Raw genomic sequence first — 23,790 nt, 5'->3', positions numbered from 1 at the left:
TGGCAAGCGGGGTTTGTCTTTTGGCAGCCAGGCTGCCAGTGCTGCATCGGTAGCGGTACTAGGCAGCCGAGCGCATGCTGCTGCCTTCGTCCGGCGCACTAAAGTCGTCGTAGGCCCGCATCATCTCCATTAGCCGCTGCGCGATACGCCCTTGCACCTCCTGGCTACTGGCCACGGTGCTGCTGGCGGTGTTGCTGCTATCGCTGCTGCTACTGTCGCTGTCCGTGCTGCCGGCTTGCGCTTGCTGGCGCTGGTAGGCCACGCTTTCACTGAAGGTGACTTTGCCATCACCGTCGGCGTCGGCGGCGTCAAAGTTGTCTGCCAGCTGGCTAAACATGCTCGCGGCCCGGGTATCGCCAGACTCTGCCGCGGTGGTGGCCATGTCGGTCAGCTGGCTTTGGTCCAGGCCTTCGTCTTTGCCACCGCGCCCGCCTTGCGGTGGCGGCGGCGGCATGCCACCACCACCCATGCCAGGCATACCACCCTGCATGCGCATGGCGTTGAACTGGCTGTCCAGCTGATCCTGCAGCGACTGGATGCCGCTGGTGAGCTCGTCCTGGGTCACCTTGCCGTCGCTATCGCTGTCCAGGCTGGAAAACACCTCATCGCTACTGGCGGTGTTGCTGTTTTGCCCGCTGCGCGAGAGCTGGCTGATGGCCGAGGCAAAATCGCCCGCTTCCAGATAGCCCTGGTTATCGGTATCCAGTTTGCTGAAAATCTGCTGGGCGACCTCGCTGGCTTCCGGTCGCTGCCGCATGCCGCGGGGCCCGCCGGGGCCCTGCATCATATTGGGCATGTAGCTGCTGGTACTGCTTGTTACGCTGCTCATGGTCATTCTCCCTGAAGGGTCAGAAAGCCCACCCGGGTCGCACAGGGCGAATGCCTGCCACAGCCCGTAGCGGGTTATGACACTTTATGGCGCTGTTGTAAGCATGATTTATCCACTTTGTATCATGCTCGATACAAACTGCCTGCCTAGCGTGGTAGTACCAGCAGCGCTATCAGGCCGCCGCTGCCAGCATTGCTCAGGTAGAGCTCGCCGCCCATGCGCCGCGCTGCATCGCGGGCGATCGTCAGCCCAAGGCCAGTGCCGCCGGTGTGGCGGTTGCGCGAGTCTTCCAGCCGTACAAAGGGCTCGAATACCCGTTCCAGCTCGGCTTCTGGTATGCCGGGGCCGTGGTCGCGAATGCAGATTTCTACCGTGGTGTCGCTTTGCTGCAGGCTGATGTCGGCACGCACGCCATAGCGCAAGGCGTTTTCAAGCAGGTTGTCCAGGCAGCGGCGCAGGGTGGCGGGCAGGGTACGTAGCTGGCTGGCCTGGCCGCTAAAGGTAACCGGCTGGCCCAGCTCCTGCGCGTCTTCTGCCATGGCCTGCAGCAGTGCTTCGATATCCAGCTGTTCCCAGTGTTCTTGCTGGCTGTTATCGCGCAGGTAGGCCAGGGTGGCATCCAGCATGGCGGCCATATCGTCTATGTCCTGGTTCAGGCGCTGCTGCAGCGTGTTGTCCTCTATCTGCGTACTGCGCAGGCGGATGCGCGTTAGCGGGGTGCGCAAATCATGCGATACCGCGGCCAGGAAATGGCTGCGCTCGTCCATCTGGCGGCGCAGCTTGGCACGCATGTCGTTAAACAGCTGTGCGGCCTGGCGGGTTTCCAGCGGGCCGGTTTCGTCTATCGGGGGCGAATCCAGCGTGCGGCCCAGCTCGCGGGCGCCCTGGGTAAGCTGCTCGATAGGGCGTACCAGGCGGCGCGCGCCGTACCAGGCCAGCAGGGTGACCAGCACGAGCTGTATGGCAAAGCCTGCCCAGAATTCCGGCGGCATTCGGCGTTCGCCTTTGCCGGGCGGCGGGTGGTCGCCGGGCGGTGGGCCCTCCGGGTGTCGTGCCAAGTCTGGCGGGGGGGCTTCCCGGTGCTGTGCCCTGTCTGGCGGACGTCTGTCCTCTGGTGGCGGGCCATCGGGTGCAAACACCATGAACAGGGCGGTCATCACCAGGTGGCTGCACAGTAGCGCGGCCAGCACCAAGCCAAACAAGCGGGTAAAAACAGTATCAGGCACAGGCCATTTCATACGGTGGCTTTCAGTTAACCTTGCAGTCCAGCAAGTACCCTTCGCCACGCACGGTTTTCAGTAGCTGCGGCTGTTTCGGGTCGTCGCCCAGCTTTTGGCGCAGGCGCGATACCAGCAGGTCGATGCTGCGGTCGAAGGCTTCGACGGTACGGCCACGGGCGGCGTCCATCAGCTGCTCGCGGCTAAGGATGCGCTGCGGGCGGGCCAGAAAAGCGCACAGCAGGCGGTATTCGGCGTTGGATAGCGGCACCAGCAGCTGTGCGGGGGTGGTGACCTGGCGCTTCTGGTGGCTCAGCCGCCAGCCGGCAAACTGCACGGTATCCTGGTCGGCCGCCGTGCCCGGTTTGCCGCGTACCCGGCGTAGCACCGTGTGAATGCGTGCGACCAGTTCGCGCGGGTCGAATGGTTTCACCACGTAGTCGTCGGCACCCAGCTCCAGCCCCACCACCCGGTCGGCCGACTCGCCACGGGCGGTGAGCATGATGATGGGGGTGTCGCCCTGGGCGCGCACATAGCGGCATAGCGATAGCCCGTCTTCGCCGGGCAGCATCAGGTCCAGGATGATCAGGTCAAGCTGCTCGCTTTCCAGCGTACTGCGCAGGCTGTGGCCGTCACCCACACACAGGCACTGCATGCCATAGCCTTGCAGGTATTGCGCCAGCAGGCTGCGGATGTCGGGGTCGTCGTCCACGATCAGCAGGCGGATGCCGTGTTCGTTCATGCATGCTCCTTGGGAAAGCGCCGTGCCGCCTGCATGGTGGCGGCACGGCCGTGTTGTGACGGGTATCAGCGTTTAGCCTGGCGGCGGCAAATCGCGGGCTGGCGGTGGCGACTGTAACACCTGGCGCACGATGCCGGCTTGCTGGCCTGTGAGGCTATCAAAAAATGCCAGCCAGGCGGGCGATGGCTGCATGCCTGGAGCAGCCAGGCTGGCCGCACGTAGCGCTTGCGACAAACTCAGGCGGGTATCCGCCAGTTTTTCCTGCAGCTTGAAACCGGCATGTTGCAGGCCACGCTGCTGCCGTGTGCGCTGGTTCAGGTCGTCCTGCTCGGCTTTGATCCACAGCGACTGCTGGGCATCGCTTAGTTGCAGCGCAGGCAGGGTGTCTTCCAGTACCACGGCCAGCGGTGGGGGCGGCATATCGTGCGGCATCCCTTGTGCCGGGCCGTGCGGGGGCGGGGCGGGCTCATCTGCCCGTGCGGGCAGGGTGGTGGCCAGTGCCAGCAAGGCGGTGGCCAGCAGCAGGGTTTTCTTGTTCATGACAGGGCTCCTTGGGGGCGGCGCAGGGCCGATACTGGCAGTATCCTGCCGGGCTGTATCGCGCCCTTGTCCCCTTTGTAACAGGGCTGATACATAGCGGTGGCGGCTGTAGGGTGAGATGGCGCGATTTGTCCTGTATTTGGCCTGGCGCGGCATGGTGTCTGGCTGGCATGCCCGGCACAATAAGCCTGTCTCCACTGGCATACAGGTATGTCGCCATGTCCGGTTCTGCCCTGATTGTGATCGATGTTCAGCAGTCTTTCCTGCACCGCAGCTACTGGGATGACACCCGGCTGCCCCCCTTTCGCCACGCGCTACTGGCGCTGATCGCCGGGGCGCGTGCCCGTGGCGTGCCGGTGGTGTACGTACTGCACGAGGACGGCGACGGCCCATTCGCCGCCGCCAGCGGGCATGTCCAGCCTATGGCCTGGCTGCCGCCGGCGCCCGACGCTAGCTTTACCAAGCACGTACACAACGCGTTTACCGATACCGGCCTGCAGGCGTGGTTGGCCGCACGCGGCGTAGACCGGCTGATCATCAGCGGCATCCGTACCGAGCAGTGCTGCGAAACCACCACCCGTGTTGGCAGCGACCTGGGCTTTACCGTGGATTTTGTCACCGAGGCTACGCTGACTTTCGACATGACCCACCCGCTCAGCGGCCGCGTATACAGCGCCGACGACATCTGCCAGCGTACCGAGCTGGTGCTGGCCGGCCGCTTTGCCCACATCCATACCGTGGCCAGCGTGCTGGCGCGGCTGGATGCCGATGCGGCCAACTCGGCCATCCTCTGAAAGGACACACCCCATGCTGCAACTGCGCCCCAGCTGCGAACACTGCAACACCCCCTTGCCGCCGGATAGCGCTGATGCCCGTATCTGCAGCTACGAGTGCACCTTCTGCGCCCGCTGTGTAGACACCGTGCTGCATAACACTTGCCCCAACTGCGGCGGGGGCTTTGCGCCGCGCCCCATCCGCCCGGCGCGGCAGTGGGTTGGCCGCACCGGCCTGGCTGCGCACCCGGCGACGGCTACCGTGACGTACCGCCCGGTAGACCTGGCCGCCCATGCTGCGCTGTTGGCCGCACAGGGCGGCTTGCCACCGGGTGCACGTTGATAGCGCTGTGTCCTGCAAAACGGAACGCACTGTTGCTGTGCGCGGGCAGCCAGCCTGCGTAAGCTGCTTGTCATTCATCCGGGCCGCGTGCGGCCAACCTTGGGGAGCAGGCCATGAACTGGCAAGACCGGCTGATTGCGCTGGCAATCGTTGCGGTATGGGGTTTCAACTTTGTGGTGATCAAATGGGGCGTAGCCGGTGTGCCGCCCTTCCTGCTGGGGGCACTGCGTTTTAGCGCTGCCGCCGGCCTGGGCCTGCTGTTTGTGCGGCGGCCGGCTATCCCGTGGCGCTGGCTGGCGCTGTACGGCCTGAGCGTGGGGCTGGGGCAGTTTGCCTGCCTGTTTACCGCCATCAAGCTGGGCATGCCGGCCGGGCTGGCGTCCATCGTGCTGCAGTCGCAGGCGTTTTTTACCCTGATTATCGGCATGCTGTGGCTGGGCGAACGCTTTACCCCGTGGCAGCTGGCCGGCCTGCTGATCGGCAGCGCCGGGCTCTACCTGATCGGCGGCCTGGGCGCGGCCAACTTGCCCCTGGCCGGTTTCGTGCTGACGCTGTGCGGCGCTGCCAGCTGGGCGTTGTCCAATGTGGTGGTGCGCCGCATCGTGGCCGCCGGCTACAAGCCGGACATGCTGGGCCTGGTGGTATGGAGCAGCCTGGTGCCCATTGTGCCGTTCTTTGCGCTGTCCGGCCTGTTCGAGGCCGAGCGCATCGTGTGGGCGCAGGTGGCCACGCCGCAAAGCCTGTTTGCCATTGCCTACCTGGCGCTGGTGGCCACGCTGTTCGGCTACGGCCAGTGGAGCAAGCTATTGAGCCGCCATGCGGCCAACGTGGTGGCGCCGTTTTCCTTGCTGGTGCCGTTTTTCGGCGTGCTGTCGGCGGCGCTGGTGCTGGGCGAGCGCCTCAGCTTCTGGCAGCTGGCCGGCGGCGCGTTGCTGTTGGCCGGGCTGGCGGTAAACGTGTTCGGCCCGCGCCTCTTGGCCTTGTGGCGCAAGCCGCAGCCAGCGTAAGGTTGGCCGCATGCGCGATACTTTGCAGCTGCGCCCGCCGCAGCCGGACGATTTCGACGCTTGGCTGCCGCTATGGGACGCCTACAACGCCTTTTACGGTCGCGACGGCGAGCTGGCGCTGCCGGCCGCCATCAGCCAGCTGACTTGGCAACGCTTCCTCGACCCTGCCGAGCCGATGCACGCGCTGCTAGCCTGGCGCGGCGGCCAGCTGCTGGGGCTGGCGCACTATGTGTTCCACCGCAACACGCTGATGGCGCACCACGCCTGCTACCTGCAAGACCTGTTCACTGTGCCTGCGGCGCGCGGGCAGGGCGTGGCACGGCAGCTGATTGCCGCCGTACTGGCCGAGGCGCAGGCCGCCGGCAGCCCCAGCGTGTACTGGCACACCCGCCACGACAACGCCGCCGCCCGCTGTACGACCGTGTGGCGCGGGAGACCGGCTTTGTCGTGTATCGTCATACCTTCTGACCCCAGGACCCACACCATGAAACTGTACCGACTGCTGACCGGCCCCGACGACAGCGCTTTCTGCCACCGCGTGACCGAGGCGCTGAACCGTGGCTGGCAGCTGCACGGCGCGCCCACGCTCACCTTCAATGGCGAACGCGTCATTGCTGGCCAGGCCATCGTCAAGGAGGTGGACGGCGATTACCAGCCGGACATCAAGCTGGGGGAGTTTTAACCGTGTCGGGGCAAGGCGCTCGCCCGCTGTACGTGATTTACAAAATCACTTATCCGAATGGAAAAATTTACGTCGGACAAGACCGCACGGACAGCATTAATTATTTTGGTAGTGCTTCTGACGAGCTCATCGCTAAAGACTTTTCAAGGGAGGAGCGGCGTGACTTCACTATCCGTAAGGAAATTCTGTGGGAGTCGGCAGACTGCAGCCGTTCGGAGCTAAGTCAGCAAGAGGTCGGCTTCATTCTGGCATTGGGCGCTAATAACCCAGCGGTTGGCTACAACCAATGGCCGCCTTTCAAACCAAAGCAATGACAAGGTTGGCCGCATGAAAGACATCTACTTCCTGCTTACCCCGCGCTATCTGGCGCTGGATTTCGTCGGCCCGGCCGAGGCCTTTCGCATGGCGCTGGACGAGGGCGCGCCGTTTCGCCTGCACATTGCCGGCCCGGCGACAGAGTGCGTCAGCTCGCTGGGGCTGGTGTCACGCATCGACCCGCTGCCCACAGCGGTGGCCGACGGCAGTCTGGTGATCGTGGTGGGTACGGTAGATGAAGACGCCGATTACGCCACGCCCGAGGCGCAGCAGCTGGTGGCCTGGCTGCGCCAGCACATCCGCCCGCAGGTGGCGCTGGCTACCGTGTGCTCCGGTGCGCTGCTGGCCGGCATGGCCGGGCTGCTGGATGGCCGCACCTGCACCACGCACCACAGCATTACCGCCAAGCTGGCTGCGGCCGCGCCACGGGCACGGGTGCTGGATAACCGCGTATTTGTGGAAGATGGCCACATTGCCACCTCGGCCGGCATTACCACCGGCATGGACCTGGCGCTGGCACTGATAGAGCGCCACGCGGGCCCCGATGTGGCGGCGCGGGTGGCGCGGCGCATGGTGCTGTACAGCCGCCGCGCCGGCGACGACGCCCAGCTGTCGCCGTGGCTGGCTTACCGCAATCACCTGCACCCGGCGGTACACCGCGCGCAGGATGCCATCGCGCGCGACCCGGCGCAGCATTGGCCGCTGGACAGCCTGGCGGCCAGGGTGCACCTGAGCCCGCGCCACCTCACGCGGCTGTTTCGCCAGCAGGCCGGGGTGAGCATTGTGGAATATCAGCAGCGCCTGCGTGTGGCGGTGGTGCGCCAGCTGTTGCAGCAGGGCGTGCCGGTGGAGCGTGCGGCCGAGGGGGCAGGGTTTGCCTCGGCACGCGATATGCGCCGCGTGTGGGCCAAGTTCGAACAGCAGCTGCCGGGGCAGGTGGCGGCGGGTTTGTAAAAGCCTTGTTACCGGCGGCAACAATCTGGCAACCCGCCTCCCTGCCTGGCGCGGCATGCTGATGGCTTTGCGTAGCGGGGAGCAGCGATGAGCTATAGCGGCATGGCCGTAGGCGGCAGCCAGATGCTGAAAGGCATGGTGGGGCTGGGCAAGGGCGTGTACCACGCCGGGGAGGCGGTGGTGGATGCGGTCTCGGGCGAGTTGGGCGAGGCGGCGCTGGATTTGGGCGAAGCCGGGGTAGACCTGGCAGGTGGCGCCTTCAACCTGGCTGCCGGCGCGGCAGAAACGGCGGTCGAGGCGGCCGAGGTGGTGTACGAAACGGTGGCCGCCACCGGCGAGAGCGTGGTGAACGGCATGAAAGTGGCCGGCAACATTATCGATATTTTCGCCTGAGTGCTGGCAGTGAACACAGCAAGGCCAGCCCGCGGGCTGGCCTTGCGCTTTGCCGGGCCGCTACGACAGCACTGCGCCAGCCTGCCGATGCAGCGGTTCCCACGAAATGGCAATAAGCCCGTACAATCCGCCGATTGATTTTGCGGTATCTGCCATGACCATTACCCTTCCTGCCGGCGACGGCAAACCCGGCCTGCACTTTCGCAGCGTGCACCGCGAGCGCTATGACTTTGTGGCGCTGATTGCGGCCAACCCCGAGCTGGCCGAGTTTGTGCGCCATAACGAACACGGTATCGAAACCGTGGACTTCCACAACCCCGCCGCCGTGAAAGCGCTGAACCGCGCGCTGCTGATGCACCACTACGGCGTGCTGTTCTGGGATATCCCGCCCGGCTACCTGTGCCCGCCGGTACCCGGCCGTGCCGACTACCTGCACCACGCCGCCGACCTGTTGGCCAAGAGCAATAAAGGCACCATTCCCAAGCGCGCCACCGTGCTGGATATCGGTGTGGGTGCCAACTGCATCTACCCGATTGTCGGCCGCCACGTATACGGCTGGCGCTTTGTCGGCAGCGATATCGACGCCGACGCGCTGCGCATGGCGCGTTTGATCGTGGATGCCAACCCGCAGCTGAAAAGCGGCCTGAAACTGCGCCAGCAAACCGATGCGGCCAACGTGTTCGACGGCATCATCAAGCGCGAAGACCGTTTCGACCTGACCATCTGCAACCCGCCGTTTCACGGCTCTGCTGCCGAAGCCGACGCCGCGGCGCGGCGCAAGGTGGCCAACCTCACCGGCCAGCGCATGGCCAATGTGGAACTGAACTTTGGCGGCCGCCACCACGAGCTGTGGTGCGAGGGCGGCGAAGAGTATTTCCTGGCCACCATGGCGCGCCAGAGCGTGCGCTACGGCCATCAGGTAGCGTGGTTCAGCTCGCTGGTGTCCAAGGTGGACAATGTCCGCGGCCTGCTGCGCGAGCTGGAAATGTGCAACGCCAAGCGTGTGATCACGCTGGACATGGCGCAGGGCAACAAGATCAGCCGTGTGGTGGCCTGGACCTTCCTGGACAAAGAAGCCATGGCCGAATGGCGCGAAGAGCGCTGGGAAGCCTGACCCGCAGTGGAACGCTGCCAACGGCGGTGCATACCCGGTGCTGCACCGCCTGTGGCCACCTGTAGCGCAATACTTGATCTAGTGCATGGCTGGTGAAAAGTGCGGCTGGTAAGGTGCATATTAGATAGAAAGTGTTAATTTCAAGCAGCGGGTTTTATGCATTTTGATTGTTAAAGTGCCTATCACGCCCGCTGCTTGGCCCGCCTGGAACCTGCCATGAAATATGCCCTGTTTTGCCTGGCCGCCCTGGCCACCTTGCCTGTCAGCGCCAGTGCCAGCCGCCTGGACGATGTCCAGGCCGCACGCGAAGTGCGCGTGTGCATCTGGCCCGATTATTACGGTATTTCCTACCGCAATCCGAAAACCCGTCAGCTCAGCGGGGTGGATATCGATATGGCACAGGGGCTGGGCCGCGACCTGGGCGTGGCGGTGAAGTTTGTTGATAGTTCTTTTGCCAGCCTGATCGACGACGTACAGCAAAACCGTTGCGATATCGCCATGTTTGCCATCGGCATCAACCCGGCGCGTAGTGAAAAGCTGCGCTTTACCCGCCCGCACCTGATCAGCGACATCTACGCCATTACCACCAAAAGCAACCGCCGCATCCAGCGCTGGGAAGACATCGACAAGCCTGGCATGGTGGTGGCGGTAGCCAAAGGCACGCTGCACGAGCCGGTGATGCGTGAAAAACTGAAGCAGGCCACGCTGCTGGTGACCGATACGCCGCAAGGGCGCGAGCAAGAGGTGGAGTCTGGCCGTGCCGACGTATTCATGACCGACTACCCGTTTAGCCGCCGCATGCTGGAAACCACCGACTGGGCACGCCTGGTGGCCCCGCCTGCTACTTACCACCTGACCCATTACGCCTACGCCATGAAAAAGGGTGACGATGCCTGGTATGAACGGGTGTCGCGTTATCTCGAGCGTACTCGGCAAGATGGCAGCCTGGCTGCGGCGATCAAACGCCACAAGCTGGACCCGGTAGCCGAGCGCTAGAGCAGGGTAGCCAGTGAGTCAGTACAGCAGCCTGCAAACCCGGCTGGGCCTGAATCAGCGCGCGACCTTTGTCATGGTGGTGGTGCTGGTGCTGCTGTTTACCGCGCTGGCTACTGCCTCGGTGCAGTGGCGTTTGCGTAGCGAGGCGCTGGCGCGCCAGTTTGCCCTGGCCAGCCTGACCGTGCGGGCGCTGGAAGACCAGCTCACCCAGAGCCTGAACGTGGTGGAGCGCACCTTGCTGCTGTCTGGCAGCACACCGCAGCGCAGCGACAAGCTCAAGGCATTTTTGCAGCAGGCGCCTTATATCCGTTCCATCGCGCTGGAAAACAGCCAGGGGGTCGTGGAAGCCAGTACCAATGCGGCTAACCTGGGGCTGCGGCTGCCGCGCAGCCAGTTCATGCCGCAAAGTACCGAGCCACTGGGTGTGCTGCGCACCGGCCCGCTCACCGCCGGGCGCGATTTTGCCGATAGCTCGCTGGCCGGCCAGCCAGCGCAGAGCGGCATCAGCTTTATCCCCGTCGCGCTGGACGTGATGCAGGACGACCAGCGCTGGGTCACCGTGCTGGCCGCGCTCAATACCGATTATTTCCTGAACTTCTACAGCAACCACATTAGCCCGCAGCAGGGCCAGGTGGTGCTGCTGCGTTACGACGGCAGCCTGATCATCAGTACCGACCCGCAGGCCCGCCCCGGCCAGCCCGGCCCCAGCCGCTTGCTGGCCGCCCGCCTGGCCCAGACCGATGCCGACAGCTACCGCGAAACCTGGCCGGATGGCCAGCGTGTGCTCACCGCCTACCGCGCCTCGCGCGTGTACCCCTTTGTGCTGGCTGTACACCTGGACGAAGCGCGGGCGCTGGCCCCCTGGCGGCAGGAAGCCTGGCGCACGGCCTGGGTGGTGGCCGGCGTGCTGCTGATACTGCTGGGCGTGGCCACGCTGTATTTCCTGCGTTTCGAGCGCTTGGCGCGGGCGCGGGCACGCGACGAGCAAGACCTGCGCATCGCCGCCGCCGCCTTCGATTCGCAAGAAGGCATTTTTGTTACCGATACGCGCAGTGTGATTCTGCGCGTGAACAGCGCCTTTACCCGCATTACCGGCTACACCCAGACCGAGGCGGTAGGGCAGACCCCCGCGCTACTGAGCTCCGGCCGCCATGACCGGTCGTTTTATGCCCAGCTGTGGCACCAGCTGCTGAGCCACGGCAGCTGGAGCGGCGAAATCTGGAACCGGCGCAAAAACGGTGAGATCTACCCCGAATGGCTCACCATCACCGCCGTGCAGGATGCCCACGGCGAAGTCAGCCACTACGTGGCCATGCTCACCGACATTACCCAGCGCAAGGCCGCCGAGCAGGAAATCCAGCAGCTGGCTTACTACGACCCGCTCACCCGCCTGCCCAACCGCCGCTTGCTGCTGGAGCGCCTGCAGCTGGCGCTGGCGCACCCGGAAGGCGAGGGCGCGCTATTGTTTATCGACCTCGACAACTTCAAGATGCTGAACGACACCTTGGGGCACGACCATGGCGATGCGCTGTTGCAACAGGTTGGCCGCAGGCTGCAGGCCGGGGTCGGCGAGAACGACACGGTTGCGCGGCTAGGGGGGGATGAATTCGTGGTACTGCTGCCGGCACTGGGCAGCCATGTGGCCGAAGCCGCTGCCGTGGCGCAGCGCTTGGGTGAAAGCCTGCGCCTGGCGCTGAACGCCCACTATGACCTGAACGGGCACGACTACCAGTGCACGCCCAGTATCGGGATATCGCTGTTTGCCGACGGCCCGCGCCAATGCGACGACCTGATGAAGCGTGCCGACATGGCGCTGTACAGCGCCAAGGCAGCAGGGCGTAACACCGTACGCTTTTTTGACATGGCGCTACAGCGCAGCGTGGCAGAGCAGGCAAGGCTGGAGAGCGCGCTGCGCCGCGTGCTGGCAGAAGAACAACTGAGCTTGCATTACCAGCCGCAGGTAGACGCCAGTGGCAAGATCTGCGGTGCCGAAGCCCTGCTGCGCTGGCACGATAGCGTGCTGGGCGATTTGTCGCCGCAGCGCTTTGTGCCGCTGGCCGAAGAGAGCGGCTTGATCGTGCCTATCGGCCTATGGGTACTGGAGCAGGCCTGCTGGCAGCTGGCACGCTGGGCGGCCCAGCCGCACACGGCGGGGCTGAGCCTGTCGGTGAACGTGAGTGTGTGCCAGCTGCGCCAGCCGGATTTTGTGGCCCAGCTGCGCGCCATCCTGGCGCAAACCGGTGCACCACCTGAGCAGCTGGTGCTGGAGCTGACCGAAAGTGTGCTGATGGACGACGATGGCAGCGGTAGCCGCAAGATGCGCGCAATACGCCGCCTGGGGGTGCACCTGGCGCTGGATGACTTCGGCACCGGTTACTCGTCGCTTAGTTACCTGAAAAAGCTGCCGCTGGACCAGCTGAAACTGGACCAGTCGTTTGTACAGGGCATGCAGCACGACGGCCCCGATGCCGCCATCGTGCGCGCGGTGCTGGGGTTGGCGCAGACCCTGCGGCTGGATGTGCTGGCCGAGGGCGTGGAAAGCCAGGCGCAGTACGACAGCCTGCTGGCCTGTGGTTGCCAGCACTTCCAGGGTTATCTGTTTGGCGCACCGCAGCCGCTGGCCGCATTCGAACAGCGGCTGGCCGCGGCCCATAGCCGCAGCTAGGTTTTATTGCTGCCTTGCACGGCGGCAGCGCGCAGCTTGTCTTTCTTGCTCATGCGCTTGCCCTTGATGCCGCCGTTATCGTCGGCTGCGGCCAACCTGGCCGCCGGTGTATCGCTGGCCGGGTAGGCGGCGAGCTGCTCGCGGGCGATCTTCAAACCCAGGCGTTTTTCTATCAGGCGAAAGTGCGCGCGGCTATCGGCGTCGATCAGGCTGATGGCCACACCGGCTTGCCCGGCGCGCCCGGTACGGCCGATGCGGTGGGTGTAATCCTGCGGCGAGCGCGGCAGCTCGGCATTGATCACCGCGGGCAGGGCGGGGATATCGATACCGCGTGCGGCCAGGTCAGTGGCCACCAGCACGTGCAGCGTGCCGTTTTTCAGGTTGTCCAGCACGCGCTCGCGCCGGCCCTGAGCCAGCTCGCCGTGCAGGGCGGCGGCCCGCACGCCTTCGCGTTGCAGCCATTGCGCCAGCTCGGCGGCGTCGTGCTTGCTGTTGACGAACACCAGTACCTGCGGCCACGCGGCCTCGCGCAGTAGCGCCAGCAGCACGGCGTAGCGGTCTGCCGCGTTGATCTCGATGGCGCGCTGGCTAATGTCCGGCGCGGCTTCGTCGGCAATGGCCACGCGCTGCGGCTGCTGCAGCAGGCGTGTGGCCAACTGTTGTACGTTGGCCGCAAAGGTGGCCGAGAACATCAGCGTCTGGCGCTGCGCCGGCAGCAGGGCCAGGATGCGGCCCAGCTCGTCGGCAAAGCCCAGCGCCAGCAGGCGGTCGGCTTCGTCCAGCACCAGGGTGTCGATGCTGCCCAGCGGCACGGCGTTATTGGCGATCAGGTCCAGCAGGCGGCCTGGCGTGGCCACCAGAAAATCGGCCCCGCCGCGCAGCGCCATCAGCTGCGGGTTAATCGATACGCCGCCGTAGACCACCACGATCTTGGGGCGGGGCAGGTGGGCAGACAGCTGCCACAGGGTGTCGCCAACCTGCTGTGATAGCTCGCGCGTGGGCAGCAGGATCAGGCTGCAGCCACGGCCAGCGGCCAGCTGTTTTTGCAACAGGGGCAGGCAGTAGGCCGCGGTTTTGCCCGAACCGGTGCGGGCGGTGGCCAGCACGTCGTGGCCGGCCAGCACGGGCGGGATGGCGGCTTGCTGGATAGCGGTGGCGGTGTCAAAGCCGGCGTCGGCCAGCGCGCGTTGCAGCGCCGCGTCGAGCGCCAGGGTAGAAAAAGGCATGGGCAGGGCCGGGTAAGGTGCAAAGGCGGCAGTCTACGGGGTTTGCGCGGTGGCAACCAGCACCGCCATCACGCCACGACCTTGGCATGACGATTGACGGCGCCGGGCAGGATGCGCATGATTCAAGCGCTTGTTTGATTATTGCCATCCCGCAGCCGAGGCCCCATGAAAAACCGCGAAGAAGACCTGTTCGTGCCCGTTACCGCCAGCGATACCCTGTATGTAAAGCGCATTCGCCACCCGCTGCACAACGGCCAGCCGGTTCTGATGGTGCACGGAGTGATGGCCAACGGGCGCATTTTTTATTCCGATAGCGGCAAAGGGCTGGCACATTACCTGGCTAGCCAGGGCTACGACGTGTACGTGGCCGACCTGCGCGGGCGCGGGCGCAGTACGCCGCGCATCAGCCGCCATGCCCGCCACGGCCAGACCGAGATCATTCGCGAAGACCTGCCCGCGCTGCACGCGGCGGTGCGCCAGCATAGCGGCGGGCAGGCGGTGCACTGGATGGCGCACTCCTGGGGCGGGGTGCACATGAGCAGTGCGCTGCTGTACCAGCCCGCGCTGATACCGCAGGTGGCCAGCCTGGTGTATTTCGGCAGCAAGCGCAGCGTGCACGTGCGCAACCTGAACAAGCTGCTGGAAGTCGACCTGATGTGGAACGGCGTGGCGCGGCTGCTGTGCCGCAGCGTGGGTTACCTGCCGGCGCGGCGCATGGGCCTGGGGGCCGACGACGAAAGCAACAAGAGCCATTGGCAGAGCAAGCAGTGGGCCAAGGTGCGCCCCTGGGTGGATAGCGATGACGGCTTTGACTACGCTGCCGCCGCGCAGCGCCACACCCTGCCGCCTGCGCTGTATTTTGCCGCCCAGAACGACCCCTGCCGTGGCCACCCCGACGATGTGCGGCGTTTCCGCGCAGAAAGCGGCGCGCACCTGTCGCGCGTACACCTGCTGGCACGCCACACCGGCCACCGCCACGATTACGACCACGTGAGCCTGCTGACCCACCCGGATGCGGCCAACGATCACTTTCCGCTGGTCTTGGCCTGGCTGGCCGGCCAGCACCAGCGTGTGGCCGAGCACCCTGGCGCTTGATCTGGCGCATTGGCGTCAGCCTGCGCGCATGGTACAAAGCCCGCCTTGATGTTTTTCGCCGGATACCGCGATGACTGTTTTGCAATTTGATCTGGACGCCGTGCTGGACACCCTGGCCGACCAAGGCTGGGTGGTGATACCGCATGCGCTACCCGCCCCGCTGGTGCACAACCTGCGCGACACCTGCCTGTCGGTATGGCAGCAGGGCTTGTTTCACGAGGCGGCCACCGGGCGCGCCACCGGCCAGGCGCGCCGCGCCGAGATCCGCAGCGACTCGGTACTGTGGCTGGACCAGGTGGCGGCCGAGCCAGCAGTGCAGGCGTATAACGCGGCCATGGACGACATCATGCACGCGGTGAACCGCGGCCTGTATCTGGGCCTGGCCGAGCTGGAATCGCACTTTGCCGTCTACCCGGCGGGCGCGTTCTACAAGAAGCACCTGGACCGTTTTCAGGACGACGATGCGCGCACGCTGACCACGGTGTTTTATCTGAATGAAGGTTGGCCGCAGGACGCGGGCGGGCAGATCCGCCTTTACCTGGACGAGGCGTGCAGCGAGTACCGCGATATCGAGCCGGAAGCCGGCACGCTGGTTTTATTCCTGTCAGAGCGCTTCTGGCACGAGGTGCTGCCGGCGCGGCAGCAGCGCTTGTCGGTGACCGGCTGGTACCGCCGCCGCAGCGACCGCCTGTTGTGAGCGCGCTGCCGTAGCCAGGGTACGTGTCGTGTTTAACCCAGGCTGTACAGCGGGTTGCCCAGCTCTATGTGGATGCCCGCTTCCCCTACCACGCAGTTACGGCCACTGCGTTTGGCGTGATACAGGCGCTGGTCGGCCAGCTGGAGCAGCGCAGCCGGGGTGTCTGCCCCGTGCTGCAGGCTGGCGACACCGGCACTGATGGTGACCACCGGGCTCACCGGCGATGCCGGGTGTGGAATGGCCATGCTTTCTACGGTGTGGCGCATGCTTTCCAGTAGCTGCCAGGCGCCCTGGCTCTGGGTGGCCGGCAGAATCACCACGAACTCTTCGCCGCCATAGCGTGCAGCCAGATCGCCGGGGCGGCCCAGGTTGGCCGCAATGGTTTGCGCCAGTTGCTGCAGCACACGGTCGCCCATGGCGTGGCCGCAGTGGTCGTTGTATTGCTTGAAGCAGTCCACATCGATGATGGCGACCGACAGCGGCAGCTGGTTGCGGCGGGCGCGTTCCCATTCGCCCTGATACACCTGGTCCAGCTGGCGGCGGTTGGGCAGCTCGGTCAGGCCATCGATATTGGCCAGGGTTTCCAGCATGCGACGCTGGCGTTCCAGCTTCAGGTGGGTGGCTACCCGTGCCTTGACGATGACCTCGTTCAGCGGTTTGGTGATGTAGTCCACCGCCCCGCGCAGCAGGCCTTGTGCTTCGTCTTCCGGCCGGTCCTGGCCGGTAATGAAGATCACCGGAATATGCTTGGTGCGCGCATCGTGGCGCAGGGCTTGCAGTACGGCAAAGCCATCCATCTCCGGCATGACCACATCAAGCAATACCAGATCAGGGTGGTGCTCGCGCGCCAGCTGCAGGGCTTGCTGGCCGTTTTTGGCCATCAGGACGGTGTAGTCGGCCTTCAGCAGGCCGTCCAGCAAGTGCAGGTTGATGATGACATCGTCCACGATCAGGATTTTTTGTTGTTGTTTCATGCGGTACTTCCGATGGGCAAGTCCAGTGTCTTGATCAGTGTTTGCAGCTGTCTGTAGGCCTGATCATATTCTATCTGATCAAGTAATTTACCGATATTAATCAAATGCTCATGGCAATCGATAGGCATGGCATCAAAAAGTGCCGCTAATGCTTCATCGGCACGGGAGTCGGCGTGTTTGAGCTTATCTTGCAAATGTTGCAAAAGACGCACTTGTTCCAGTGGTGTCTTGGGGGTGACAGTGCTGCGCGCGGGTGGGCTGGTGCTTGCCTGTAGCTGGTGCAGGGTTTTTTCCAGCTCGTCCTGCAGCTCGGGCAACAGCGCTTCGGCGGCCAGGCGCTGGTGGTCGCGCAGGGCGCCATCGATATCGCTGGCGAGCCGGGCCAGGCGCTGCGCATCCACGTAGGCGGCAGCGGCTTTCAGGCTGTGCGTGTGGTATTCGATGGCGGCCCAGTCGCCGGCTTCGCGCAGTAGCTGCAGTTTGGCCGGTAGCTGCCGGTAGCTGCTGACAAAGTGGTATTGCAAGCGTTGCGCCAGGTTATGGCTGCCTTGTCGGGGTGTGGCGGCGAGTGGCCGGCGCGGCTGTTGGGCGGGTAGCCAGCGCAGCAGGGCGGCAATCAGCTCATCGGGTACGATGGGTTTGTCCAGGTGATCGTTCATGCCGGCGGCCAGGCTGGCCTGGTGGTCGCTCACCATGGCGTGGGCGCTGAGTGCCACGATGGGCAAGCTGGCGTGCGCCGGGTTGGCGCGGATCTGCCGGGTGGCGGCAAAGCCATCCAGCATGGGCATCTGGATATCCATCAGCACCAGGTCGTAGTGGCCGATGTTGACGGCGTCTACGGCGTCGACGCCATTCTCGGCGATATCGATCAGTAGCCCGCTGTCTTCCAGCATGCCCAATACCACTTCACGGTTAATGGCGTTGTCGTCCACCAGCAGCACGCGGCAGCCGGCGACGCTGGACAGGCTGGCCAGCTGCAGCGCCAGGCGCTGTTTTTCATCAGGCGGGGCGGGCAGGGCGTGGCCGGCCAGGCTTTGTAGCAGGGTCAGCACGCTGGCGGGGCGCGGTGGTTTGGCCAAGATGCCTTGCACGCCGGCTGGCTGCTCGTCTTCGCTGTCGCTGTAAGGCTGGGTGAGCATGACGACGGCCGGCTCGCGGGGCAGGCTGGCGGCGCGCAGGCGTTGCAGGGTGTCGGCACCACTCCAGCCGGGCATCTGGCTGTCCAGCAGGACCAGGTCTACCGGCTGGCCTTGTTCGCAGGCCTGGTGTAAGCGGGCCAGCGCGGCCATGCCATCGCCGGCTTCGCTCACCTGCATGCCCAGGCTGAACAGCATATTGCTCAAGGCACTGCGTGCTTGCGGGTGGTCGTCCACCACCAGGACGTGGCGGCTGGGCAGCGGGGTGTCGGGGGCGGTGTCGGTTTGCCAGGGCAGGGTGAGTCGCAGGGTGAAGCGGCTACCGTGGCCGGGCTGGCTGTCTACCAGCAGCTCGCCTTGCATCAGGCTGGCCAGCTGTTTGCAGATGGCCAGGCCCAGGCCGGTACCACCGTAGCGCCGGGTGACCGAGCCGTCGGCCTGGGTAAAGGAGTGGAACAGCTGCTCGCGCAGGGCGGGCTCTATGCCGATACCGCTGTCTTGCATGGTGAAGCTCAGGCTGACACTGTGGGTGTCTTGCTCGGCCACACTCACCGACAGGGCAATCTGGCCGCGCTCGGTAAACTTGGCGGCGTTGCTGGCCAGGTTGCACAGGATTTGCTCCAGCCGCAGCGGGTCGCCTATCAGCCGGCCGGGGACGTTGGCCGCCAACTGGCAGATGGGCTCGATGGGCTTGCCCTGAATACGCAGCACCATGACGTCGGTAACGCGTTCCAGCACATTGTCCAGCGCAAACGGCACGCTTTCCAGCGTGAGCTTGCCGGCTTCTATCTTGGAAAAATCCAGAATGTCGTTGAGGATTTGCAGCAGGCCCTCGCCATTGGCCAGGATCTTGTGCAGGTAATGGCCTACTTGCAGATCGGGGTCGCGTTGCAGGGCCAGCCGCGCCATGCCCAGTATGGCGTTCATCGGAGTGCGGATTTCGTGGCTCATATTGGCCAGAAACAGCGATTTGGTACGCGTGGCGTCTTCGGCGCGCTGGCGCGATTCGGCCATGGCTTGTTCGGCGGCCTTGCGTGCACTGATATCCATGATCACCACCACCATGCCGGCGTCCGGGTCGGCGGGGTTCACCAGCTTGGCACTGATGGCACACCATACTGGGCTACCGTTCTGGCGGCGCAGTGCCATATCGGTTTCCAGATAGCTGCTGCGGGTCAGGTGGCCGGTGAGCTGGTAGTCGCTTTCGCTCAGGTAAACCAGCTGGGTGGGCTGTTTGTCCAGCGCGCCTTGCGGGTAGCCCAATATCTGCTCAAACCCCTGGTTGCATTGCTGGAAGATGCGGTCGCGCACGAAGGCAATGCCGACCAGCGCATTGTCCAGAATGGCTTGCTGCTCCAGCCGTATCTGGTTGAGCCGGGCAGTGCGTTCTTGTACCTGGCGCTCCAGGTTGTCGTATAGCCGGGCGTTGTCGATGGAGACCAGTGCTTGCAGGGTGAGCATGCGCAGGAAGGTAAGCCGCTCGTGGCTGAACGCGTGCTGGATCAGGCGGTTTTCCAGATACAGCACGCCGATGACCTGCTGCTTGCGCAAAATGGGCAGGCACAGTACCGAGCCGGGTTGGTGCTGTTCTACGTAGGGGTCGGTGTGGAAGCGTGGCGAGGCAGCCAGGTTGCCTTCTATCAGGGCTTCGCCGGTGCGGATCACGTAGCGCAGTAGCGACAGCGGTAGCAGCGGGTGCTGGCGCGCGTCCAGCAGCACGGGTTCGGGCTTGCTGCGCTGGCTGTCGCCTTGCTCCAGCAGCCAGTGGTTCTGGTAGTGCAGCAGCAGGCGGGCGTACTGCGCGCCGGTATTCTCGCGCACGATGTCCAGCAGCCGGGCCAGCACCCGCTCCAGGCTAAGCTCGCCGGACAGGGCGCGGGTGGCTTTCAGAATGGAGGCCAGGTCGAGCGAGGTCGCGCTGTCTGTCGCGTGTTGGTTGCCGGAGGACCGTTCTGGCCGCGGGATGGTTTGCGCGGGCGGCAGGGTGAGCTGCAGGCCGCGGGCCTGGTAGTGCTGCTGCAGCTGGCTGGCCTTGCCGCTGGCCCCCCACGCCTGGTAGCCCTGCCAGGCCTGGCTCAGGAACAGCTGGGCAATGGTGGTCTGGCCACCGTCTAGCCAGTAGTCGCCATAGCTTTCGCATGCCATGGCAGCAATGTGGACAAAGCCGTGCTGTGTGGCGTGTTCTATGGCTTGCTGGTAGTGCTGTTGTGCCGCCAGCGGCTGCCCGTCCAGCCGGGCTTGTTCTGCCTGCAGTAGCAGGTGGCGGGCGCCAAAATTGTCTGCGCACAGCGTGGCCCAGCGGGCGTAGCGGGCCAGGCAGGCGGCCAGCGTGGCTTGCCAGCTGGCACGCTCGGGGTGTGCCGGCTGTTCGCGCAGGGCGCGGGCCAGAATCAGGCTGCAGTAGAACGTGGCTTCTGTTTCCTTGAACTGGCCGGCTACGTTGGCCGCAATGTGCGGCAGCTGGGCGGTGAGCGCGACCGCGTCGGGGCTGCGCAGCAGGTAGCCGGTAAACAGTTTGCTGTAGTGGTAGTAGGCCAGGTGCAACGGGCTGTGCTGGTAGCGCTGCAGGAAGTCGTGCTCGCTGAACGATTCGTCGTCGAAACTGTGCGGGTGGTAGCTCAGCCCCATCAGGCAGCACAGCGGCTGCACGCTGCTGACGCGGGTGCAATCGTACATGTCTTGCCGGCTGGGATTTTGCAGGCGCTGCAGGTCTTGCTCGCCCAGCTCCAGCAGCGCGGGCAGGTACTGGCCCTGCATGATGCGGTCGGTACCGCGTACGGTCAGGATGTAGCCTTCGTTCAGCAGGTCGCCACTTTCCTGGCTCCAGTGCAGGGCTTCCTGGTAGTAGCCGTTCAGGCTGCGCAGCGGGTGCTGCCAGTGCCCCAGCTTGCTGGCGTATAGAAAGTGGGTGTTCCCGCGAATGGCGATATGCGGCTGCTTGCTGGACAGCGCCAGTGCCTGCTGGCCCCAGTGTTCGCCAGCCTGGTAATGCTGGTGCAGCTGCCCCAGCGTAAAGCCGTACAGGGCGTAGGCGTAGGGCGACAGCTCGCTGTGGCCATGCGTGAGCGATAGCCGGGTCATGTGCAGGATGGCGAGGGCGTCCAGCGTTTGCTGGCCAGACAGGTAGGCGGCATGACTGACGCCAAGCAGCAGGGCCATGGCTGCTTGCGCCGTGCGGTCAGTCATCTGGCCCAGCGTGTGCAGTACGGCGCAGTCGGGCAAGCCCTGCGCGGTGCCCAGCTCGTTTTCCAGTGCGTGCAGCTGGCTTTGTTGCTCGGCCAGGGTGGCAGGTAGGCCAATGCCCAGCATGGCCAGGCCGTGGCGTTGTAGCTGCAGGGCATCGTGGAAGCGGCCTTGCAGCAGGTATTGGTGCATCTGCACCAGATAGCCTTCGATTTGCGTGGCGGTGCACGGGCTATGGGCTTGCAGCTGCGGGTAGAGGCTGTCGGCCAGGGCAAACTGGCCGCAGTGGCTGGCGGCGTCGCACAGGCCCAGCAGGATGTGGCGCAGGTCATCGCTGGCCGCGTCGTCAGGTAGCAGCTGTTGCGCCAGCTGCATGTGGTGCAGGGCGGCGGGGTAGGCGGCTGCGCCTTGTGCCAGCTTGCCGGCTTTGTAGTTCAGCACGGCCAGCTGTTCGCGCTCGGCCGGGTCGTGCAGCAGTGATATGGCCGGGTTGAGCTGTTCCAGAATGGCGTACAGGTCGTCTTGCAGCTGGGTGCTATGCGCCAGCAGGCTGCGGCCAACCTTCAGGTGTTGCTGTAGCTGGCCGGCTTCGTCGTAGAGCGCGTAGGCGGCTTGCTGGATGCGGTCATGCACAAAGCGGTAGTCGTCCTGCCCGCCGTTGCTGTCGTGGCTGGCGGGGCGTATCAGCTCGTGGGCGAGCGCGGGTTTGAGCTGTAGCCGTGCACTGGCCGCAGGCAGGGCGGCAATACGTGCCAGCTGACCCAGGGTAAAGCGGTTGCCCAGCGTGGCCGCTAGCTGTAGCAGGGCCTGGGTCGGGGCGGGCAGGCTGCGCAGCTTGTCTACCATCAGCGCGACGACATTGTCGGTAAAGGCGGTGTTGTCCAGCGCTTGCTGTTGCCAGCACCAGCGTGCTTCTGCCGGGTGGTAGAACAGCAGGCCGCGGTCGTACAGGCTGCGCAGGAACTGGCGCAGGAAAAACGGGTTGCCCTGCGTTTTGTGCTGGCATAGCGTGGCCAGCGGGCTGATGCTGTCTACCGGGCATTGCAGGGTGTCTGCCAGCCATTGGCGGATGTGTTCTTGCCCCAGCGGCGCAATGTGCAGGGTTTGCATGGCGACGCCTTGCTGTGCCAGGGTGCTTTGCAGCCCGGACAGCGGGTGGCCAGGCCCGGTTTCGTTGTCGCGGTAGGCTCCCAGCAGCAGGATGTGTCGGGCTTGCGGGCTGGTGAGCAGTTGTTCTATCAAGCCCAGGGTGGCGGGGTCTGCCCATTGCAGGTCGTCCAGAAAAATCACCAGCGGGTGGTAGGGGCTGGCAAAGGTGGCGGCCAGGGCAAGCAGTAGCCGGTGCAGGCGGTGCTGGGCTTCTTGCGGCGGTAGCGTCGGGCTGACGTGCCGGGCGGGTAGCAGCAGGGCCAGCTCGGGTAGCAGGGCGCACAGGATGTCGGCCTGCTCGCCCAGTGCGTCGCGTAGTAGCTGCGACCACTGTGCCAGCTGGCTTTGCGGCAGGGTAAGCAGCTGGCGCAGCAAATCCTGAAACGCCTGGATCACGGCGGCGTAAGGGGTGTGGCGTTTGTACTGCTCGCATTTACCCGTCACAAAAAAGCTGCCTTGTTCGCTGGCAGGCTGGCGCAGCGCGTCGGCCAGCGCGGATTTGCCCACACCCGCGTAGCCACCCAGTAACACCAGCTCGTTGTGTGCGCCACGGCAGCGGGCAAAGGCTTGCAGCAGCTGCGTTATCTGTGGGGCTCGCCCGTACAGGTTGCCGGGGAGTACCAGCTGGCCGCGCGAATGCCCACCGTTGGTTTCTCCGCTATCGGTCTGGGTGTCGGCCAGTAGCTGGCGGCACAGCTGCAGGTCATTCTTGAGCAGGGCAATGGTCTGGTAGCGGCGGTCCGGATGTTTCTCAAGCAGCCGCTGCACCACGGCCACCAGCTGTGGCGGCAGGGCGGCGAAGGCGGGTAGCTGGAAGTCCGGGCTGCGTGCCAGGTGGCTGTGCACCAGCTCCATGGCGTCCTGGCTATCGAATGGCAGCCGGCCGCTGAGCAGCTGGTACAGGGTGACCCCCAGCGAGTAGTAGTCGGCGCGGTAGCCCAGCGTATGGCTGGTGCGGCCGGTGTGCTCGGGCGAGCTGTAGGCGAGTGTGCCTTCGTGCAGCGGGCCGGTGTGGTGCTCGTAGCTGGGCGGCTGGGCCAGGCCAAAGTCGATCAGTTGTAGCTGGTGCGTGTCGGCATTCCACACCACATTGGACGGGTTGATGTCGCGGTGGACCAGCTGTGCCTGGTGGACGCAGTCCAGTGCGTCGCATAGCTGCAGGGCCATTTCCAGCACCAGGGCGGGCGGCAGCGCCTGGCCGGCTTGTGCCAGCAGCTGGCTCAGTGCCACGCCACCGCAGTCTTCCAGCACCATGACCCAGTGCTGCTGATGCTGCAGCAAGGCCAGTGGTTGCACGATACCGGCGTGGGCAAAGCGCTGCAGGCAGGCATACTCGGCCTGAAAGCGTGCCACGTCGGCAGGCTGAGGCTGCGGGTTGCGCAACACCTTCATGATGACAGGCTGGCCGCTTTGCCGGTGCTGGCTGCGGTAGATCAGCGAGGTGCCGCTATCGTGTAGCAGGCTGCCTGGGTGGTATGCGGGCAGTGTGATCATGGTGTGAGCCTGTGTTCCTGCGTGTGCGCTATGCCGCCTGCGCGCATGTCTGCTGGCCGTGGGTTGGCCGCAGCCGGGTAGCTGGCGGGGTATCTGCTAGCTTTTTATATAGAACATGTACTTATTTTATGATTTTGTGTGAAACAAAGGCCGATTTGCCACTAATTTGATGCAATTTGTATGGCCAGGCCGCCTGCTGTGGCATTTTATGCAGAGTGTGACGGGTCGCCGGTCAGCCGGCTGATGGCCGGGGCTGCCGCAAATGT

The 23,790-nt window shown here is 64.8% G+C and carries 19 protein-coding genes; 12 read left to right on the top strand and 7 right to left on the bottom strand.

What is annotated here, in order from left to right:
• Nucleotides 1-58 precede the first annotated feature (58 nt).
• The 4 genes from ACZ9XP_RS14100 to ACZ9XP_RS14085 form a co-directional block, all read right to left on the bottom strand.
• Nucleotides 59-829, bottom strand: a complete 771-nt coding sequence (locus ACZ9XP_RS14100) for an EF-hand domain-containing protein (RefSeq protein WP_465188634.1) — start codon at nt 827-829, stop codon at nt 59-61.
• A gap of 146 nt (nt 830-975) precedes the next feature.
• On the bottom strand, nt 976-2,055 hold the full coding sequence (locus ACZ9XP_RS14095) for an ATP-binding protein (protein ID WP_465188633.1): 1,080 nt from the start codon (nt 2,053-2,055) through the stop codon (nt 976-978).
• Between the two features lie 22 nt (nt 2,056-2,077).
• Complete coding sequence (locus ACZ9XP_RS14090) at nt 2,078-2,788, bottom strand: response regulator (RefSeq protein WP_438697465.1); 711 nt, start codon at nt 2,786-2,788, stop codon at nt 2,078-2,080.
• 72 nt (nt 2,789-2,860) lie between these two features.
• On the bottom strand, nt 2,861-3,328 hold the full coding sequence (locus ACZ9XP_RS14085) for a hypothetical protein (protein WP_147689097.1): 468 nt from the start codon (nt 3,326-3,328) through the stop codon (nt 2,861-2,863).
• A 218-nt stretch (nt 3,329-3,546) separates the two neighbouring features.
• Here ACZ9XP_RS14085 and ACZ9XP_RS14080 point away from each other — a divergent pair, with 218 nt between their 5' ends.
• From ACZ9XP_RS14080 to ACZ9XP_RS14035, 10 genes are all read left to right on the top strand, one after another.
• Entirely contained in the window at nt 3,547-4,122 is a 576-nt protein-coding gene (locus ACZ9XP_RS14080) for an isochorismatase family protein (protein ID WP_147689098.1), read from the top strand.
• A gap of 13 nt (nt 4,123-4,135) precedes the next feature.
• Entirely contained in the window at nt 4,136-4,444 is a 309-nt protein-coding gene (locus ACZ9XP_RS14075) for a DUF1272 domain-containing protein (protein WP_147689099.1), read from the top strand.
• Between the two features lie 113 nt (nt 4,445-4,557).
• Nucleotides 4,558-5,451 (top strand): EamA family transporter, encoded by an 894-nt coding sequence (locus ACZ9XP_RS14070; protein WP_147689100.1) that lies wholly within the window; start codon nt 4,558-4,560, stop codon nt 5,449-5,451.
• 10 nt (nt 5,452-5,461) lie between these two features.
• Entirely contained in the window at nt 5,462-6,133 is a 672-nt protein-coding gene (locus ACZ9XP_RS14065; RefSeq protein ID WP_465188632.1) for a GNAT family N-acetyltransferase, read from the top strand.
• Between the two features lie 2 nt (nt 6,134-6,135).
• The gene (locus ACZ9XP_RS14060; RefSeq protein ID WP_465188631.1) at nt 6,136-6,447 is read left to right on the top strand and encodes a GIY-YIG nuclease family protein; all 312 of its coding nucleotides are present in this window, start codon (nt 6,136-6,138) and stop codon (nt 6,445-6,447) included.
• A 13-nt stretch (nt 6,448-6,460) separates the two neighbouring features.
• Nucleotides 6,461-7,402 carry a GlxA family transcriptional regulator gene (locus ACZ9XP_RS14055; RefSeq protein WP_465188630.1) on the top strand — a complete coding sequence of 314 codons (942 nt, stop codon included), beginning with the start codon at nt 6,461-6,463 and terminating at the stop codon, nt 7,400-7,402.
• Nucleotides 7,403-7,489: 87 nt separating this feature from the next.
• Nucleotides 7,490-7,795, top strand: coding sequence for a hypothetical protein (locus ACZ9XP_RS14050; protein WP_465188629.1), 306 nt, complete (start codon nt 7,490-7,492; stop codon nt 7,793-7,795).
• 154 nt (nt 7,796-7,949) lie between these two features.
• On the top strand, nt 7,950-8,909 hold the full coding sequence (rlmF, locus tag ACZ9XP_RS14045) for a 23S rRNA (adenine(1618)-N(6))-methyltransferase RlmF (RefSeq protein WP_147689106.1): 960 nt from the start codon (nt 7,950-7,952) through the stop codon (nt 8,907-8,909).
• Between the two features lie 216 nt (nt 8,910-9,125).
• Nucleotides 9,126-9,905 (top strand): ABC transporter substrate-binding protein, encoded by a 780-nt coding sequence (locus ACZ9XP_RS14040; protein WP_147689107.1) that lies wholly within the window; start codon nt 9,126-9,128, stop codon nt 9,903-9,905.
• Nucleotides 9,906-9,918: 13 nt separating this feature from the next.
• Nucleotides 9,919-12,570: a bifunctional diguanylate cyclase/phosphodiesterase gene (locus ACZ9XP_RS14035; RefSeq protein WP_465188628.1), complete on the top strand. Its 2,652-nt coding sequence runs from the start codon at nt 9,919-9,921 to the stop codon at nt 12,568-12,570.
• On the opposite strand, the gene ACZ9XP_RS14030 is transcribed toward ACZ9XP_RS14035, so the two are convergent.
• Nucleotides 12,567-13,796, bottom strand: coding sequence for a DEAD/DEAH box helicase (locus tag ACZ9XP_RS14030; RefSeq protein ID WP_465188627.1), 1,230 nt, complete (start codon nt 13,794-13,796; stop codon nt 12,567-12,569). The two genes, ACZ9XP_RS14035 and ACZ9XP_RS14030, sit on opposite strands and share 4 nt — an antisense overlap.
• A gap of 165 nt (nt 13,797-13,961) precedes the next feature.
• On the opposite strand from ACZ9XP_RS14030, the gene ACZ9XP_RS14025 reads away from it, so the two are divergent.
• On the top strand, nt 13,962-14,891 hold the full coding sequence (locus ACZ9XP_RS14025; protein WP_465188626.1) for an alpha/beta hydrolase family protein: 930 nt from the start codon (nt 13,962-13,964) through the stop codon (nt 14,889-14,891).
• A gap of 70 nt (nt 14,892-14,961) precedes the next feature.
• On the top strand, nt 14,962-15,588 hold the full coding sequence (locus tag ACZ9XP_RS14020; protein ID WP_147689111.1) for a 2OG-Fe(II) oxygenase: 627 nt from the start codon (nt 14,962-14,964) through the stop codon (nt 15,586-15,588).
• 32 nt (nt 15,589-15,620) lie between these two features.
• Here ACZ9XP_RS14020 and ACZ9XP_RS14015 read toward each other — a convergent pair whose 3' ends face one another.
• Complete coding sequence (locus ACZ9XP_RS14015) at nt 15,621-16,562, bottom strand: diguanylate cyclase (protein WP_465188625.1); 942 nt, start codon at nt 16,560-16,562, stop codon at nt 15,621-15,623.
• A complete protein-coding gene (locus ACZ9XP_RS14010; protein WP_465188624.1) occupies nt 16,559-23,524 on the bottom strand; it encodes a response regulator in 6,966 nt (2,321 codons plus the stop codon). Before ACZ9XP_RS14010 ends, ACZ9XP_RS14015 begins: the two co-directional genes overlap by 4 nt.
• Nucleotides 23,525-23,790 lie beyond the last annotated feature (266 nt).

The sequence above is a fragment of the Vogesella perlucida genome (genome assembly GCF_979366545.1).
Note: the sequence above shows the minus strand (reverse complement) of the source record. Positions and strands in the feature narration are given on the sequence as shown.

What these genes read in the sequence shown, in the direction of transcription:
- ACZ9XP_RS14010 (WP_465188624.1), bottom strand. Translation starts at nt 23,524, where the DNA reads ATGATCACACTGCCCGCATACCACCCAGGCAGCCTGCTACACGATAGC.
- ACZ9XP_RS14090 (WP_438697465.1), bottom strand. Translation starts at nt 2,788, where the DNA reads ATGAACGAACACGGCATCCGCCTGCTGATCGTGGACGACGACCCCGAC.
- ACZ9XP_RS14065 (WP_465188632.1), top strand. Translation starts at nt 5,462, where the DNA reads ATGCGCGATACTTTGCAGCTGCGCCCGCCGCAGCCGGACGATTTCGAC.
- ACZ9XP_RS14030 (WP_465188627.1), bottom strand. Translation starts at nt 13,796, where the DNA reads ATGCCTTTTTCTACCCTGGCGCTCGACGCGGCGCTGCAACGCGCGCTG.
- ACZ9XP_RS14025 (WP_465188626.1), top strand. Translation starts at nt 13,962, where the DNA reads ATGAAAAACCGCGAAGAAGACCTGTTCGTGCCCGTTACCGCCAGCGAT.
- ACZ9XP_RS14020 (WP_147689111.1), top strand. Translation starts at nt 14,962, where the DNA reads ATGACTGTTTTGCAATTTGATCTGGACGCCGTGCTGGACACCCTGGCC.
- rlmF (WP_147689106.1), top strand. Translation starts at nt 7,950, where the DNA reads ATGACCATTACCCTTCCTGCCGGCGACGGCAAACCCGGCCTGCACTTT.
- ACZ9XP_RS14055 (WP_465188630.1), top strand. Translation starts at nt 6,461, where the DNA reads ATGAAAGACATCTACTTCCTGCTTACCCCGCGCTATCTGGCGCTGGAT.
- ACZ9XP_RS14075 (WP_147689099.1), top strand. Translation starts at nt 4,136, where the DNA reads ATGCTGCAACTGCGCCCCAGCTGCGAACACTGCAACACCCCCTTGCCG.
- ACZ9XP_RS14015 (WP_465188625.1), bottom strand. Translation starts at nt 16,562, where the DNA reads ATGAAACAACAACAAAAAATCCTGATCGTGGACGATGTCATCATCAAC.
- ACZ9XP_RS14050 (WP_465188629.1), top strand. Translation starts at nt 7,490, where the DNA reads ATGAGCTATAGCGGCATGGCCGTAGGCGGCAGCCAGATGCTGAAAGGC.
- ACZ9XP_RS14100 (WP_465188634.1), bottom strand. Translation starts at nt 829, where the DNA reads ATGAGCAGCGTAACAAGCAGTACCAGCAGCTACATGCCCAATATGATG.
- ACZ9XP_RS14085 (WP_147689097.1), bottom strand. Translation starts at nt 3,328, where the DNA reads ATGAACAAGAAAACCCTGCTGCTGGCCACCGCCTTGCTGGCACTGGCC.
- ACZ9XP_RS14080 (WP_147689098.1), top strand. Translation starts at nt 3,547, where the DNA reads ATGTCCGGTTCTGCCCTGATTGTGATCGATGTTCAGCAGTCTTTCCTG.
- ACZ9XP_RS14040 (WP_147689107.1), top strand. Translation starts at nt 9,126, where the DNA reads ATGAAATATGCCCTGTTTTGCCTGGCCGCCCTGGCCACCTTGCCTGTC.
- ACZ9XP_RS14070 (WP_147689100.1), top strand. Translation starts at nt 4,558, where the DNA reads ATGAACTGGCAAGACCGGCTGATTGCGCTGGCAATCGTTGCGGTATGG.